At 66.9% G+C, this 13,641-nt stretch carries 14 protein-coding genes; 7 read left to right on the top strand and 7 right to left on the bottom strand.

Translation table 11 applies throughout. From position 1 onward, the window contains the following. The first annotated feature begins 24 nt into the window (after positions 1–24). The 7 genes from BRO63_RS29365 (at position 25) to BRO63_RS29335 (ending at position 7,245) form a co-directional block, all read left to right on the top strand. Positions 25–1,605, top strand: a complete 1,581-nt coding sequence (locus BRO63_RS29365) for an ABC transporter substrate-binding protein (protein ID WP_088143159.1) — start codon at positions 25–27, stop codon at positions 1,603–1,605. Positions 1,606–1,619: 14 nt separating this feature from the next. After that, positions 1,620–2,630: an ABC transporter permease gene (locus tag BRO63_RS29360; RefSeq protein WP_088143158.1), complete on the top strand. Its 1,011-nt coding sequence runs from the start codon at positions 1,620–1,622 to the stop codon at positions 2,628–2,630. 6 nt (positions 2,631–2,636) lie between these two features. Further along, complete coding sequence (nikC, locus tag BRO63_RS29355; RefSeq protein WP_088143157.1) at positions 2,637–3,533, top strand: nickel transporter permease; 897 nt, start codon at positions 2,637–2,639, stop codon at positions 3,531–3,533. A 4-nt stretch (positions 3,534–3,537) separates the two neighbouring features. Continuing rightward, positions 3,538–4,563 carry an ABC transporter ATP-binding protein gene (locus BRO63_RS29350; protein WP_088143156.1) on the top strand — a complete coding sequence of 342 codons (1,026 nt, stop codon included), beginning with the start codon at positions 3,538–3,540 and terminating at the stop codon, positions 4,561–4,563. Continuing rightward, on the top strand, positions 4,553–5,503 hold the full coding sequence (locus BRO63_RS29345; RefSeq protein ID WP_088143155.1) for an ABC transporter ATP-binding protein: 951 nt from the start codon (positions 4,553–4,555) through the stop codon (positions 5,501–5,503). Before BRO63_RS29350 ends, BRO63_RS29345 begins: the two co-directional genes overlap by 11 nt. A 60-nt stretch (positions 5,504–5,563) precedes the next feature. Next, positions 5,564–6,457: a LysR family transcriptional regulator gene (locus BRO63_RS29340; RefSeq protein WP_088143154.1), complete on the top strand. Its 894-nt coding sequence runs from the start codon at positions 5,564–5,566 to the stop codon at positions 6,455–6,457. An 80-nt stretch (positions 6,458–6,537) separates the two neighbouring features. Beyond that, the gene (locus tag BRO63_RS29335; RefSeq protein ID WP_088143153.1) at positions 6,538–7,245 is read left to right on the top strand and encodes a FadR/GntR family transcriptional regulator; all 708 of its coding nucleotides are present in this window, start codon (positions 6,538–6,540) and stop codon (positions 7,243–7,245) included. 23 nt (positions 7,246–7,268) lie between these two features. On the opposite strand, the gene otnK is transcribed toward BRO63_RS29335, so the two are convergent. The 7 genes from otnK to BRO63_RS29300 all read right to left on the bottom strand — a co-directional run bounded on the left by otnK (position 7,269) and on the right by BRO63_RS29300 (position 13,396). Next, entirely contained in the window at positions 7,269–8,525 is a 1,257-nt protein-coding gene (otnK, locus tag BRO63_RS29330) for a 3-oxo-tetronate kinase (protein ID WP_088143152.1), read from the bottom strand. Then, positions 8,522–9,430, bottom strand: a complete 909-nt coding sequence (gene ltnD, locus BRO63_RS29325) for an L-threonate dehydrogenase (protein WP_088143151.1) — start codon at positions 9,428–9,430, stop codon at positions 8,522–8,524. Before ltnD ends, otnK begins: the two co-directional genes overlap by 4 nt. A gap of 45 nt (positions 9,431–9,475) precedes the next feature. Beyond that, positions 9,476–10,450: a D-erythronate dehydrogenase gene (gene denD / locus BRO63_RS29320; protein WP_088143150.1), complete on the bottom strand. Its 975-nt coding sequence runs from the start codon at positions 10,448–10,450 to the stop codon at positions 9,476–9,478. Continuing rightward, positions 10,447–11,247, bottom strand: coding sequence for a 2-oxo-tetronate isomerase (gene otnI, locus BRO63_RS29315; RefSeq protein WP_088143149.1), 801 nt, complete (start codon positions 11,245–11,247; stop codon positions 10,447–10,449). The genes denD and otnI overlap by 4 nt, the downstream gene beginning before the upstream one ends. A 14-nt stretch (positions 11,248–11,261) precedes the next feature. Further along, on the bottom strand, positions 11,262–11,900 hold the full coding sequence (gene otnC, locus BRO63_RS29310) for a 3-oxo-tetronate 4-phosphate decarboxylase (protein WP_088143148.1): 639 nt from the start codon (positions 11,898–11,900) through the stop codon (positions 11,262–11,264). A 168-nt stretch (positions 11,901–12,068) separates the two neighbouring features. Further along, positions 12,069–12,986, bottom strand: coding sequence for an NAD(P)-dependent oxidoreductase (locus BRO63_RS29305; protein ID WP_088143147.1), 918 nt, complete (start codon positions 12,984–12,986; stop codon positions 12,069–12,071). Continuing rightward, on the bottom strand, positions 12,983–13,396 hold the full coding sequence (locus BRO63_RS29300) for a carboxymuconolactone decarboxylase family protein (protein ID WP_042796185.1): 414 nt from the start codon (positions 13,394–13,396) through the stop codon (positions 12,983–12,985). The genes BRO63_RS29305 and BRO63_RS29300 overlap by 4 nt, the downstream gene beginning before the upstream one ends. Between the last annotated feature and the right edge of the window lie 245 nt (positions 13,397–13,641).

Below are 13,641 nucleotides of genomic sequence, written 5' to 3'. Positions count from 1 at the left end.
AGCGATATACAAGGGGAAATACCAATGCGGCAACGCCTGAGCAACTTCCTACTGGCAGCGGCCATCGCCTGCGCGCCGGCGGCCTCGCATGCGTTCGAGACCTCGAACGGCAAGCGCATACTGGTCATCGGCGGCCAGCAGGCCGTGTCCGTGATGGACCCGGCCCAGAAGTACGACCTGTCCATCCGCACCATCCAGCAAGCCACGTATGACGCCTTGCTGAAGTACGAGGGCGACCCGCCGGAGCTCAAGCCCTGGCTCGCCACCTCGTGGTCTGCCAACGAGGACGCCACCGAGTGGACCTTCAAGCTCGATCCGCGCGCCAAGTTCCAGAATGGCGATCCCGTGGATGCGGCCGCGGTAAAAGCCTCGTTCGAGCGCACGCTGAAGCTGAACAAGGGCCCCGCCTGGATGTTCTCGGACTTCCTCAAGGCTGAGAACATCGTGGTCGACGATCCCCAGACCATCCGCTTCAAGCTGACCCGACCCTATGCGGCATTCCTGGGACTGGTGCCCTGGTGGTACGTGGTCAACGTCAAGGAAGCGATGGCGCACGAGCAGAACGGCGATTATGGCCAGCAATGGCTGACCGAGCACACCGCCGGCTCCGGCCCGTTCCGCGTCAAGCGCGTGGAACCGAACTCGCTCTACGAGCTGGAAACCTGGAACGACTACTGGAAGGGCTGGCCCCAACCCGAGAAAGCGCGCCTGGGCGGCATCATCTACCGCGTCATCACCGAGAACTCCAGCCGCCGCGCCGCGCTGGCGCGTGGCGAGATCGACATCGCCGGCAGCCTGTCGCCGGAAGACATCGACCAGCTCGCCACGGTCAAGGGCGTCAAGATCGGCCGCAAGCCCGGCATGGGCGGCTTCGGTCTCAAGTTCAATACGCAGGGCAAATACACCTCCGACCTGAACCTGCGGCGCGCCCTGGCCTACGCCTTCGACTACGACTCGCTGCTGAAGATCTATAACGGCAAGGCCCGCTTGATGGACAGCCCGTTCCCGCCGTCGGTGCAGGGCCATATCGCGGTGCCGGACATGCCTCGCCGCGACATGGACAAGGCGCGCGCCTACATGGGCAAGTCGAAGTGGCCGCAAGGCGGCATCGAGCTCGAGTACGTGTACGTGCAAGGCCTGGAAGAAGAACGCCAGATGGGTCTGCTGCTGATCGACAATCTCAAGCCCTTGGGCATCACGATCCGCATGGTGCCGCTGACCTGGCCCAACATGGTGGCGCGCGGCGCCAAGGTCGAGACCTCGCCGGACATCTTCGCGTCATTCACCTCGGTGATGTCGATCGATCCGGAATCCGTGGCCTACATGTATCACAAGGGTTCCTGGGGCCAGTACTACGGCACGCACTTCCTGGATGACCCCGAACTGTTCGCGCTGATCGACCGCGCCCGCACGCTGTCGGCCTGGCCGCAGCGCCAGCCGCTGTACGAAGAGATCCAGCGTCGCATCGTCGCCGACCAGCCCGAGATCTTTGGCATGATCCGCGACCGCACCACGGCCTCCCGCGACTACGTGCAGGGCCTGCTGGATTCGCCGATCCGCATGGCCAGCGAGTTCGATCTCTACCCGCTGTACATCGGCCGCTAGGAAATACAGGCGTCATGCTGCGCTTCATACTCAAACGTTCGGCCTTCATGCTGCTGATGCTGGCCGGGCTGCTGGCCATCACCTTCACGATCTCGCACGTGGCGCCGGGCGATCCCGCGCGCCTGGCGGCCGGCCCCAACGCCACCGAGGCGATGGTGCAGACCATCCGCGCCGAATACGGCATGGACCGGCCGGTGCTGGTGCAATTCGGCAACTACCTGGGCGGCGTGCTGCATGGGGACCTGGGACGTTCCATCACCACCACGCGGCCAGTGTTTCAGGATCTGCTGCGCTACTTCCCCGCCACGCTGGAACTGGTGAGCTTCGCGATCCTGCTATCCATCGTCGGCGGCGTGACGCTGGGCACCATCGCGGCGGCGACGCAGAACCGCTGGCCGGACCATCTGATCCGGCTGCTATCGACCTCCGGCGTGGCATTTCCGATGTTCTCCCTGGGCCTGCTGCTGAAATACCTGTTCGCGCAGCACATGGAATGGCTGCCGCTGGGGGGCCGACTGGACATGCTGGCGAGTCCGCCGGATCCCTTCACGGGCTTCTACACCATCGACAGCCTGCTGCGCGGCGACTTCGAGACCTTTGTTTCCGCGCTCAGCTACATGATCCTGCCGGCGCTGGCGCTGGCGTTTCCCGCGCTAGCCTCCATCATCCGGGTGAACCGCGCGGAAATGCTGGAAGTGCTGAGGCAAGACTACATCGTGGCGGCGCGGGCGCACGGGGTAGCGCCCTGGCGCGTGATCGCCAAGTACGCGCTGCGCAACGCCATGTTGCCCACGCTGGCCATGATAGGCCTGCGCTTCGGCTGGATGCTGGGCGGCACCGTGCTGATCGAATCGGTGTTCGACTGGCCCGGCATCGGCCTGTATGCGGTGCAAGCCACCATGAACTCCGATTTCCAGCCCATCATGGGTGTCACGCTGGTGCTGGGCGCAAGCTTCATGCTGATCAACTTCATCATCGACATCATCTACGGCATGCTGGACCCGAGGGTCCGTCATCAAGGCTAGAGTCCTATGTCCACCACGGCCATCTCCCCGCCGCCGCGCACGCAGCACGGCCTGTCCAGACAACTGCGCCTGTACGCGGCCACCTTCGCGCGCAACAAGTCCGCCATGCTGGGCCTGGTCATCGTGATCGCATTCCTGCTGGTGGCGCTGTTCGCCCCCTGGCTCGCGCCCTATCCCGAAGACGCCGCCGGCTCCGTCAAGCTGGCGCAGAAGCTGCTGCCGCCCAGTTCCACCCACTGGTTCGGCACCGACGAAATGGGCAACGACGTGCTGTCGCGCGTCATTCTCGGCGCCCGCACCTCGCTGCAGATCGGCCTCACCATCACTTGCATCGCCGCGCTCATCGGCGTGCCGCTGGGCGTCATCGCCGGCTACTTCGGCGGCCGGGTGCAGGAACTGATCATGCGCGTCACCGACATCTTCCTGTCGGTGCCGGGCCTGGTGCTGGCCATCGCCATCGTGGGCGCGCTGGGCCCTGGCATCCTGAACGCCATGATCGCGCTGTCGCTGGTGTGGTGGCCGGGTTATGTGCGGCTGGTGCAGGCCAAGACCCTGTCCCTGAAGGGCGAGGTCTATATCGACGCGGCCCGCATGATGGGCGCGGGCCCCTTGCGCATCGTGTTCGTCCACATTCTGCCCAACTGCGTGTCGCCCATCGTCATCAAGGCGTCCATGGACATGGGCATGGCCATCCTCAGCGCGGCCAGCCTGGGTTTCCTGGGCTTGGGCGCTCAGCCGCCCTCGCCCGAGTGGGGCGCCATGATCTCGGTGGGCCGCAACTACCTGCCGCAATGGTGGTGGTACTCGGCTTTCCCAGGGCTGGCCATCTACCTTACGGTGTTGGGCTTCAACCTGATCGGCGACGGGCTGCGCGATGTGCTCGATCCCAAGCAAAGGAGCTGAGGGCATGAATGCTCCCCTGTTGGAATTCGACGATTTCCGCCTGCACTTCGATACCTTCGACGGCAGCTACCAGGCGCTGGACGGCGTCACGCTCAGCATCGCCGCCGGCGAAAGCCTGGGCATCGTGGGCGAAACCGGCTGCGGCAAGTCCGTAACTGCGAAAAGCGTGTTGGGCCTGGTTCCCAGTCCGCCCGCACGCATCGTCAGCGGCGACCTGCGCTACCGCGGCCAGAGCCTGCTGGGCATCGGCGAAGCCGCCATGCGCCGGATCCGTGGCGTGGAGATCTCCATGATTTTCCAGGATCCGATGACCTACTTGAACCCGCTTTTCACCATCGGCGACCAGATGTCGGCGGTGATCGCGGCGCACGACGCAGGCCAGCCGCGCAGCCAACGGCGCTCCGGCAGCCAGCGCCGGCGGCTCGCTGCCGAGATGCTGGAACGCGTGCATCTGCCCAATCCGGACACGCAGCTGGAACGTTATCCGCACCAACTATCGGGTGGACAGCGCCAGCGCGTGCTCATCGCCATGGCCCTGTCGGGATCGCCGTCGCTGCTGATCGCCGACGAGCCCACGACGGCGCTAGACGTCACCATCCAGGCGCAGATCCTGGATTTGCTGGACGAACTGCGGCGCGACCTGGGTCTGGCCATCCTTTTGATCTCGCACGATCTGGGCGTGATCTCGCGGGTGTGCGACAGAGTGGCCGTCATGTACGCGGGCACCGTCGTCGAAACGGCGCCCGTGGAAGACCTGTTCGACAACCCGCGCCATCCCTATACGCGCGGCCTGCTGGCCTCGGTGCCGCATCCGCGCAGACCGGCGCAAGCCCTGGCTGGCATACCCGGCACGGTACCCAATCTGCTGCATCCGCCCACGGGCTGCCGCTACCAGGCGCGCTGCGCGCAAGCCGTGCCCGCCTGCGCGCAGCAACGGCCGCCCACTCTGACGCTAGCTCCCCGCCACACCGCCGCCTGTCTCCTGCTGGCGCAAGACCACGCCTACGGCACTGCCACCCATGCTGCTTGAACTGCGCTCCGTTTCCCGTGATTTCCGCCTGAACGACGGGCGCGTGCTGCACGCGGTCAGCGACGTGAACCTGGCGATCGAGCCGGGCCAGGCGCTCGGCCTGGTGGGCGAATCAGGCTGCGGCAAGTCCACCCTGGGCCGGTTGTGCGCGCGCGCCCTGGACCCATCCCTCGGCAGCGTCCACTTTGATGGCCGCGACGTCACCCAGCTAAGTCCGCGCGACCTGCGCGCCTTGCGGCGTTCGGTGCAATTCATCTTCCAGGATCCGCATTCCGCATTGAACCCGCGCATGACCATCCAGCGCAGCGTGTCGGAGCCGCTGATCCTGCATACGGACTTGCGTGGCGCCAGGTTGCGCGCGCAGGCGGCCGAATTGATGGAGATGGTTGGGCTGCCTGCCCAGTTCCTCAGCCGCTACCCGCACGAACTTTCCGGCGGCCAGAAGCAGCGCGTATGCATCGCCCGCGCCATCGCGCTCAAGCCCAAGCTGCTGGTTCTGGACGAACCGACCTCGGCGCTGGACGTTTCAGTGCAGGCGCAGATCCTGTCGTTCCTGAAGGAACTGCAGTCGCGCTTCAACCTTTCCTACCTGTTCATCTCGCACAACCTGGCCGTGATCCGAGCGCTATGCCCGCGGGTGGCGGTCATGTACCTGGGCCGCATCGTCGAGCAGGGGCCCACCGAAGACGTCTTCGTCCAACCACGTCACCCCTACGCCGAGGCGCTGATCGACGCGATCCCCGTTCCCGAAGGCCGCCAGCCCGCGCGCCGCATCACGCTGCAAGGCGACATTCCCTCGCCCATCGACCTGCCGCGCGGCTGCGCCTTCGCCTCGCGTTGCGGCAAGGCCATCGCCGGCCTTTGCGGCGCCGCTCAGCCCGCCCTGTACGCCACCGGCCATGCGCACGAGGTGCGTTGCCACCTCTATGCGCCAGCGTGACCGCGGGCGGCAAGGCATGGCGCAAGATGGTAAAAATGCAGCTGATATGAGTCGCCCGGCATGACCGCTCTCTTGGACAAGTTCGCCAACCAGCTCGACTGGAACCTGCTGCGCACCTTCATGGTGATCGTGCAGGAACGCAGCATCACGCTGGCCGCCCACCGCCTGTCAGTGACGCAGCCTTCTGTCAGCGCGGCATTGCGTCGCCTGGAAGAACGCCTGGAGCGGCGCCTGATCGAACGCGGCGGCGCTGCCGCTTTCCAGCCCACCCCCGCGGGGGAAGTACTGTACCGCCATTGCGCCGACATCTACGGCGTCGTCACGGCCCTGCCCAACGCGCTGGACGCGGCCCATGCCGAAATCCAGGGCATCGTCACCCTGCACCTCAGCGGCCATGTCCACTGGCCGGAACTGCCCGGTTTGATCGCCGCCTACCGGCAGGACTATCCGCTGGTGCGGTTCCGCTTCAGGCGCGGCACCTGCGACGACATCCTCGGCCAGCTCGCGCAGAAGAACGCCGCGCTGGGCGTGGTGTCCGCGCACGACGCCCGTCCGGTGCTGGTGCAGCGCAAACTGTTCGACCAGGAAATGAGCCACTACGTCCGCGCTCCCGCGCCCGCCGATGACCTGCGCGCCGCACCGGTGCTAGGCTATGAAGGCGAGCAAGCGGGTTCGCCGCTGGCCGCGCTCTCCATGCATCGCATCCGCGCCGGCCTGGAAGGTCCGACCGTGGCGGAAGCGCCGGACGGCGAAGCGCTGGCCGCTCTGGTGCGCGCCGGCACCGGCATCGGGGCGCTGCCGCGCCGCCTGGCCGCAGGAGACGCCAGCCTGGCCGAACTGCCTCTTGCGCCAGTCATCTTGCCCGTCTATCTGGTCCGCCACGAACAGGGCGGGCTGAGCCCCGCAGACCAGAGTTTCCTGCAGTATCTGGACACGCGCGACGGCATCGCCTAGCGCCCCGCTGGGCGGGTGCGTGCAGAGCCAAGGACACGCCGCCACGTCCGCGTCACGAGGGCCCGCAGTATCATACGGCGATGGTATTTCCCCGGCTCCCCACCCCTCCCACGCTGACCGACACGGTCGCCAAGCGCCTGCTCGCCGAAATCGACGAGGGCCGCGTGCCGCCCGGAGAAAAATTACCCACGGAAAGCGCATTGGCGGAGCAGTTCGGCGTCAGCCGCACGGTCATCCGCGAAGCGGTGTCGCGCCTGCGGCAGGACGGCGTCGTGGAAGCCCGGCAAGGCAGCGGCGTGTACGTTACCGGCCAGTCCGGCAACCGCGCCCTGCGCATCGATGCCGCCGATCTATCCTCGCTGGATGCCGTGCTGCATATCGTCGACCTGCGGCGCGCGCTGGAAACCGAGATCGCGGCGCAGGCGGCGGCGGTACGCAAGAAGCAGGACATGGTGGAGATCGACGCCGCGCTGGCCGCCATTTCGCAGGCGGTGGCAAACGGCGGCGACGGCGTGCAGGAAGACGTGGCCTTCCATCGCAGCATCGCCCGCGCCACCGGCAACCCCTATTTCCTGACGACCCTGGCCTTCGTCAGCCAGTTCCTGGAAGCGGCCACGCGCGTCACGCGCGCCAACGAGGCCCGCCACGCCAGCCTCATGCGCGCCGTGCTGCAGGAACACATCGCCATCGTCGAAGCCATACGCGGCAAGGATGTGGATGGCGCCCGCGAGGCCGCGCGCATACACATGGTGAATGCGGCCAAGCGGCTGAGCCAGGCGCACCGCTGAGCCTGGCGGGCGCGGATAGGCGCCTAGCCGAATGCCTTGATGAAGAAATCCCGCGTGCCGAAGTTGCCCGACTTCAGCGCGATGTGGATGTCGACGTGCGCCGCGGAAGCATGGCCCGAGCACCAGGGCACGCCGGGATCGATCTGCTCGCCGATGGCGATCTGCCGCAGTCCCAACGCCTGCACCACCGCCCCGGAAGTCTCGCCGCCCGCCACGATCAGTTGCCGCACGCCGCGTTCAACCAGCCCCACCGCGACGCGCGCGATGGCCTCCTCGATCATGGCGCCTGCGCGGGCGGCGCCCAGCTCGCCCTGCGCCTGCCGCACCTGCTCTGGCTGCGCGGTGGAGTAGACCAGCACGGGACCGTCGTCGATGCGCGCCTCGGCCCAGGCCAGCGCCTCTCCCACGACATCATCGCCGGCCGCCAGCCGCAACGGGTCCAACGCCAGGGCCGGCCGGCCGCTTTCAATGAACGCGGCCACCTGGCCATTGGTAGCCGCCGAGCAACTGCCCGCCACCACCGCCTGCATGCCTGGCGCGCGCGCTTGCCGCGTTTGCGCGGACGCCGCCGTCAAGCCCCAGTTGCCCGGCAGTCCGATCGCCACGCCCGAGCCCGCCGTCACCAGCGGCATGCCGGCAAGCGCCGGCCCCAATGCCAGCAGGTCATCATTGGACACCGCATCCACGATGGCGATCTCGACCCCCTGCGCCTGCAATTCCCGGATGCGGGCGCGGATGGTCTCGCTGCCGCGCGCCACCACGCCATAGTCGATCAGGCCGACGCGGCGCGAGGTCTGGGCGGACAACACGCGCACCAGGTTGGGATCGGTCATGGGCGTCAGCGGATGGTGCTGCATGCCCGATTCGTTCAGCAGCACGTCGCCTGCGAACAGATAGCCCTTGAACACCGTGCGCTTGTTGTCCGGAAAGGCCGGCGTGGCGATGGTGAAATCCGTGCCCAGCCGTGTCATCAGCGCATCGGCGACCGGCCCGATGTTGCCCTCGGGCGTGCTGTCGAAAGTGGAGCAGTACTTGAAGTAGATCTGTTCCGCGCCCTGCGCCTGCAGCCACTCCAGCGCCGCCAGCGACTGCGCCACGGCCTCCGCCGCGGGCAGCGTGCGGGTCTTCAGCGCGACCACCACCGCGTCCGTCTCGCCGCGCAGCGGTTCGTCCGGTATGCCCATGGTCTGCACCGTGCGCATGCCGGCGCGCACGAGGTTGTTGGCCAGGTCGGTGGCGCCGGTGAAGTCATCGGCGATGCAGCCCAGTTTGATGCTCATTTGGCCTCCGGCAGGTCGATGCCCGGGAATATCTTGATCACCGCGCTGTCGTCCTCGCGGCCGTGGCCAGCGCTGGAGGCCTGCATGAACATCTGATGCGCGGTGGAGGCCAGCGGCAAGGGAAAGCGGGTATGCCGGGCGGTGTCCAGCACCAGCCCCAGGTCCTTGACGAAGATGTCGACTGCGGAAAACGGCGTGTAGTCGCCCGCCAGCACGTGGGCCATGCGGTTCTCGAACATCCAGCTATTGCCCGCGCTGTGCGTGATCACTTCATACAGGGCATCCGCGTCCACGCCTTCGCGCAGGCCCAGCGCCATGGCCTCCGCCGCGGCAGCAATGTGCACGCCCGCCAGCAGCTGGTTGATGATCTTGACCTTGCTGCCCGCGCCAGCGCGGTCGCCCAGGCGGTAGACCTTGCCGGCCATGGATTCCAGCACCGCGCCGCAGGCATCGTAGGCGGCCGCGCGGCCGGCGGTCATCATGGTCATCTCGCCCGAGGCCGCGCGCGCGGCGCCGCCCGAGATAGGCGCGTCCAAGTACAGGATGCCCTGTTCCTGGAGCCTTGCCTCCAGCGCGATCGACCAATTGGGATCCACGGTGGAACACATCACGAACACCGCCCCGGGGCGCAGCGCGGCGGCAAGGCCGCCCGCCCCATACAGGACCTCCTCGGTCTGCTGGGCGTTGACGACCACGCTGATGACAATGTCACAGGCGGCCGCCATTTCGGCCAGGGTGGCGCAGGCCACGCCTCCCTGCGCCGCGAATGCCGCGCCCGCCTCCTTGCGGATGTCGTATACGTGCACGTCGTGGCCGGCCCGGCGCAGGCTTTGCGCGATGCCCGCGCCCATGGCCCCCAGGCCGATGACGCCGACGCGGCGGGAGGGTGTTTGAGGATTGCTCATATCGTTGGCGGTCCGGCTACGGTGGAAATGAAATGCGGCCCGCGCTCAGCGCGTCAGGTCGTCGGCCATGTAGGCGCGGATGATGTCGGCGAAACTGGCGTCGCCGCGCAAACCCAGGCGTTCGGCCCGAGCGGTGTCCCAGCGGCCAGGCCAACTGCCCACGATGCGCTCGACGCGTTCGTCGGGCTGCCAGCCGACACGGCCGGCAACCTCGTCGCCCGCGACCTCGCGCAGCGCCTGCACCATCTCGCTTGCCGTGACCGACACGCCGGGCAGATTGATCGGCGCACGGTCCGCAACGGCGGCCGCTTCCAGTTCGCAGCCTGCGATCAGGGCCTGGATCGCGCCGCGCGGCGACAGCAGCCACAGGCGCGTATCGGCGCTCACCGGGCATGCCGAGTCGATGCCGTTCAACGGTTCACGGATGATGCCGCTGGCGAACGAGGAAGCCGCCGCATTGGGCCGCCCCGGACGCACGCTGATGGTGGGCAGGCGCAGCACGCGCCCGTCCACGTAGCCGCGCCGCGTGTAGTCCGCCAGCAGCAGTTCGGCGATGGCCTTCTGCGTGCCGTAGGATGATTGCGGATTGAGCGCGGTATCGTCGCGCACGGTGTCGGGCAGCGCGCCGCCGTACACCGCGACCGAACTGGTGAAGATCACCCGCGGCTTGTGGCCCAGGGCGCGGCAGGTCTCCAGCAGCGCGCGCGATGCGTCCAGGTTGATGCGCATGCCCAGATCGAAATCGGCTTCCGCCTGTCCGCTGACGATGGCGGCCAGGTGAAAGATGGCGCGGGTATCCGTGGCTATGGCTTGCCGCAGCACGGCGGAATCGGCGATGTCGCCGACCTGCGCACGTATGCGGGGATCGTCCGGGCCTGGTGCTTGAACCACGTCCAACAGATCGATTTGCGTGATGGCTTCGGGCTTGCCGCCATCAAGCGCCAGCGTGCCGCGCTCCAGCAGCTTGCGGGCCAGGCGCTGTCTCAGGAAGCCGGCGCCGCCGGTGATGAGTATCTTCATGTCGCGGTATGCCCCGTGTGTGTCAGGTAAGGCCTGGCCCAGCCCAGCCCGGCGGAGGTGCCGGCTCGCGGCCGGTATTCGCAGCCGATCCAGCCCGCATAGCCCAGCGCATCGATCTGCTCGAGCAGATAGGGATAGTTCAGCTCTCCCAGGTCCGGCTCGTGGCGGTCGGGCACGCCCGCGATCTGGATGTGGCCGATGCCCGCCATATCGCGCTTGAGCTTGACCGCGATATCGCCTTCCACGATCTGGCAGTGGTAGATGTCGAACTGGACTTTCAGATTGTCCGCGCCGACTTCGGCACAGACGGTCTGGGCCTCGTCTTGGCGGTTGAGGAAGAAGCCCGGAATATCGCGCGTGTTGATCGGCTCTATCACCACCGTCACACCGGCGGATGCCGCGGCGCGCGCAGCCCACGCGAGGTTCTCCAGATAGACCGCGCGATGCGCTGCACGGTCCTGCCCGGGCTGTATCAGTCCGGCCATCAGATGCAGCTTGCGGTTGCCCAGCGCGGCGGCATATTCCAACGCCAGGTCGACCCCGCGCCGGAACTCGCTTTCGCGGCCGGGCAGCGAGGCCGTGCCGCGCTCGCCCGCGGCCCAATCACCGGGCGGCGCGTTGAACAACGCCTGGGCCAGCCCCTGCGCTTGCAGCCGCGACTGGATGTCGGCGGCCGGATATTCGTAGGGAAACAGGAACTCCACTCCCGCGAACCTGTCCCCCGCGGCTGCCGCAAAGCGGTCCAGGAACGGATGCTCGGTGTACATCATGCTGAGATTGGCGGCCAGGCGCGGCATCGCGATTCCTTGATTCAATAGCGCGCGCCGAACACGGCGCGCAGTTCGTCGATGGCCGCTGTGCTCAATGGCGCCGGCCGGGGATCGCTCATCAGCCACAGGCGGGCGGTTTCTTCCAGCTCTTCCAGCGCGTAGGAGGCATGCGCCACGGAACGCTCCCACACCACCGGCCCCAGGCGCTCGAACAGCGCCCCGCGCACCTCGCTGGCCACGGCCGCGACCTCGGCGGCGGCTTGCGGATCGCCAGGGCGGCGATAAGGGATCAGCGGAATCCTGCCGACCTTCATGACCTGATAAGGCGTGATGGGCGGCAGCACTTCATCGGGCCGCCACACGCCCGCCAGCGTCAGCGCCACCAGATGCGTGGAATGCGTGTGCACGATGCCGCGGGCGCCGGGACTGGCCTGGTAGATGCCGCGATGCAGCTCCAGCGTCTTGGACGGCTTGCTGCCCGACACATGCCTGCCCGCGGCATCGACCTTGGACAGTTCGGCGGGATCCAGCCTGCCGAGGCAGGCATCGGTCGGCGTGATCAGCCAGCCGTCGTCCAGGCGCGCGCTGATGTTGCCGGCGGCGCCCACGGTATAGCCACGGTGGTAGAGGCTGGCGCCGACGGCGCAGATCTCTTCACGGATGCGGGATTCTTCGGTCATGGGCGCCCGCCGGCGGAACAAGGGGCGAGCATGCGAGATAAGGATGCCAAGGGCATGACGACGTTGCCTTCTGAAATTGAAGTCATAATGTCATCATACAAATTTGGCGTAAAGCACAGTGTCCGGGAAAACACTGAGCGGCCGGACGCCAATCCGGCCGCAGCGGTTTCAATCTTGCTTTCTGGCGCCCAGCTCCACCCCGGCCAGTTGCTCGGACAGGCGGGCGACGGCGGTGTGGTCCTGGCCCTTGCCCAGCGTCTTGCCGGCCGAGGCCCACAGTTCGCGGCACAGCGAGGCAAACGGCGTGGGCGTGCCGGTGTCGGTCGCGATGCCCAGCGCAATGCCCAGGTCCTTGACCATCAGGTCCAGGCCGAAGCCGGAATTGAACTGGCGCGACAGCACGAACTGCTTGAACTTCTTCTGGGTGGAATTGTTCATGCCGGTCGACGCGTTGAGCACGTCGACGATCACGTTCGGATCCAGGCCGAACTGCTGACCGATCAGCATGGCCTCGACGCCGATCAGGAAGCCGCCAGCCGACACCAGGTTGTTCAGCGCCTTCATGGCGTGGGCGCTGCCCACCTCGCCCACCGGCGTGATCGTCGTGCCCATGCTGGACAGCGCCGGACGCACCCGTTCCAGCGTCGCCGCAGGTCCGCCGTACATGATGGCCAGCTCGCCCGTGCGGGCGCGCGGCACGCCGCCGGAAACCGGCGCGTCGACCATGACGCCGCCGGCGTCAGCCACGGCCTGCGCCAGGCGCTGGGTATGCGCCGGCACGCCGGAACTCATGTCCACGATCACGCCGCCCGGGCGCAAGCCCGCCAGCACGCCCTGTTCGCCGTTCAGCACCTGCTCGACGATCCCACTGGTGGGCAGCATGGTGAAGATGATGTCGGACTGCGCCGCCAATTCAGCGCAGGTGGCGGCGGCCTGGCCGCCCACTTCCTGGGCGAACTTCGCGGCCTGGCCCGGCACGGCGTCGAACACCGTGACCGCAAAACCAGCCTGCACCAGGCGGGCCGCCATGGGCCAGCCCATGCTGCCGATGCCGATCAGGCCCACCCGTTCTTGCGGGGCGCTCATGCCTTGGACTCCTTGAAGGCGCCCTCTTCTTCCAGCACCTGGTTGGCGACCTTGAACGCGTCCAGCCCCGCCGGGATGCCGCAGTAGACCGTGGCCTGCAGCAGGATTTCCTTGATCTCCTCGACCGTTACGCCGTTGTTCAGCGCACCCTTGACGTGCAGCTTGATCTCGGCCGGGCGGTTCAGCGCGGTCAGCATGGCCAGGTTGAGCATGCTGCGGGTCTTCTTTTCCAGGCCAGGACGGCCCCAGGTATAGCCCCAGCACCATTCGGTGGTGATGTGCTGGAAGGCCATCATGAATTCGTTGGCGCGGGCCAGGGAACCGTCCACGTACTCGGTGCCCAGCACTTCGCGGCGCAGGTTCAGCCCTTGGTCGAACAGGGCCTGGGTTTCGGATTTGATGTCTGCCATGAGTTCCTCTTTGTGATGGGGTGAAGGGCGCTACATGGGTTTGCGCCCGCTTGTTTTGTCTGATTGTCAGGCAATTTTCCAGCAATCGTCAATAGTCTGATTGTCTGACAATATTCTTGACTATGAAAATGTGGCGCACCATAATTGCCGCAGGGAATGGACCGGCAAGCACGGCCTGTCGACGGGATATATTGGGTCTTTACATTGACACGGCAATTCGGGACGACGAGGCCATGAACCAGCGC

Source organism: Achromobacter xylosoxidans, assembly GCF_002192695.1.
In the GTDB taxonomy this organism is placed as follows: Bacteria; Pseudomonadota; Gammaproteobacteria; order Burkholderiales; family Burkholderiaceae_B; genus Achromobacter; species Achromobacter xylosoxidans_C.
This window is presented reverse-complemented; position numbering and strand designations above follow the sequence as displayed.

Bases quoted from the DNA above. Each gene is read 5' to 3' on its own strand.
- denD (WP_088143150.1), bottom strand. From the start codon at position 10,450: ATGAAGATACTCATCACCGGCGGCGCCGGCTTCCTGAGACAGCGCCTG.
- BRO63_RS29350 (WP_088143156.1), top strand. From the start codon at position 3,538: ATGAATGCTCCCCTGTTGGAATTCGACGATTTCCGCCTGCACTTCGAT.
- nikC (WP_088143157.1), top strand. From the start codon at position 2,637: ATGTCCACCACGGCCATCTCCCCGCCGCCGCGCACGCAGCACGGCCTG.
- BRO63_RS29360 (WP_088143158.1), top strand. From the start codon at position 1,620: ATGCTGCGCTTCATACTCAAACGTTCGGCCTTCATGCTGCTGATGCTG.
- BRO63_RS29335 (WP_088143153.1), top strand. From the start codon at position 6,538: ATGGTATTTCCCCGGCTCCCCACCCCTCCCACGCTGACCGACACGGTC.
- otnK (WP_088143152.1), bottom strand. From the start codon at position 8,525: ATGAGCATCAAACTGGGCTGCATCGCCGATGACTTCACCGGCGCCACC.
- ltnD (WP_088143151.1), bottom strand. From the start codon at position 9,430: ATGAGCAATCCTCAAACACCCTCCCGCCGCGTCGGCGTCATCGGCCTG.
- BRO63_RS29365 (WP_088143159.1), top strand. From the start codon at position 25: ATGCGGCAACGCCTGAGCAACTTCCTACTGGCAGCGGCCATCGCCTGC.
- otnI (WP_088143149.1), bottom strand. From the start codon at position 11,247: ATGCCGCGCCTGGCCGCCAATCTCAGCATGATGTACACCGAGCATCCG.
- BRO63_RS29345 (WP_088143155.1), top strand. From the start codon at position 4,553: ATGCTGCTTGAACTGCGCTCCGTTTCCCGTGATTTCCGCCTGAACGAC.
- BRO63_RS29305 (WP_088143147.1), bottom strand. From the start codon at position 12,986: ATGAGCGCCCCGCAAGAACGGGTGGGCCTGATCGGCATCGGCAGCATG.
- BRO63_RS29340 (WP_088143154.1), top strand. From the start codon at position 5,564: ATGACCGCTCTCTTGGACAAGTTCGCCAACCAGCTCGACTGGAACCTG.
- BRO63_RS29300 (WP_042796185.1), bottom strand. From the start codon at position 13,396: ATGGCAGACATCAAATCCGAAACCCAGGCCCTGTTCGACCAAGGGCTG.
- otnC (WP_088143148.1), bottom strand. From the start codon at position 11,900: ATGACCGAAGAATCCCGCATCCGTGAAGAGATCTGCGCCGTCGGCGCC.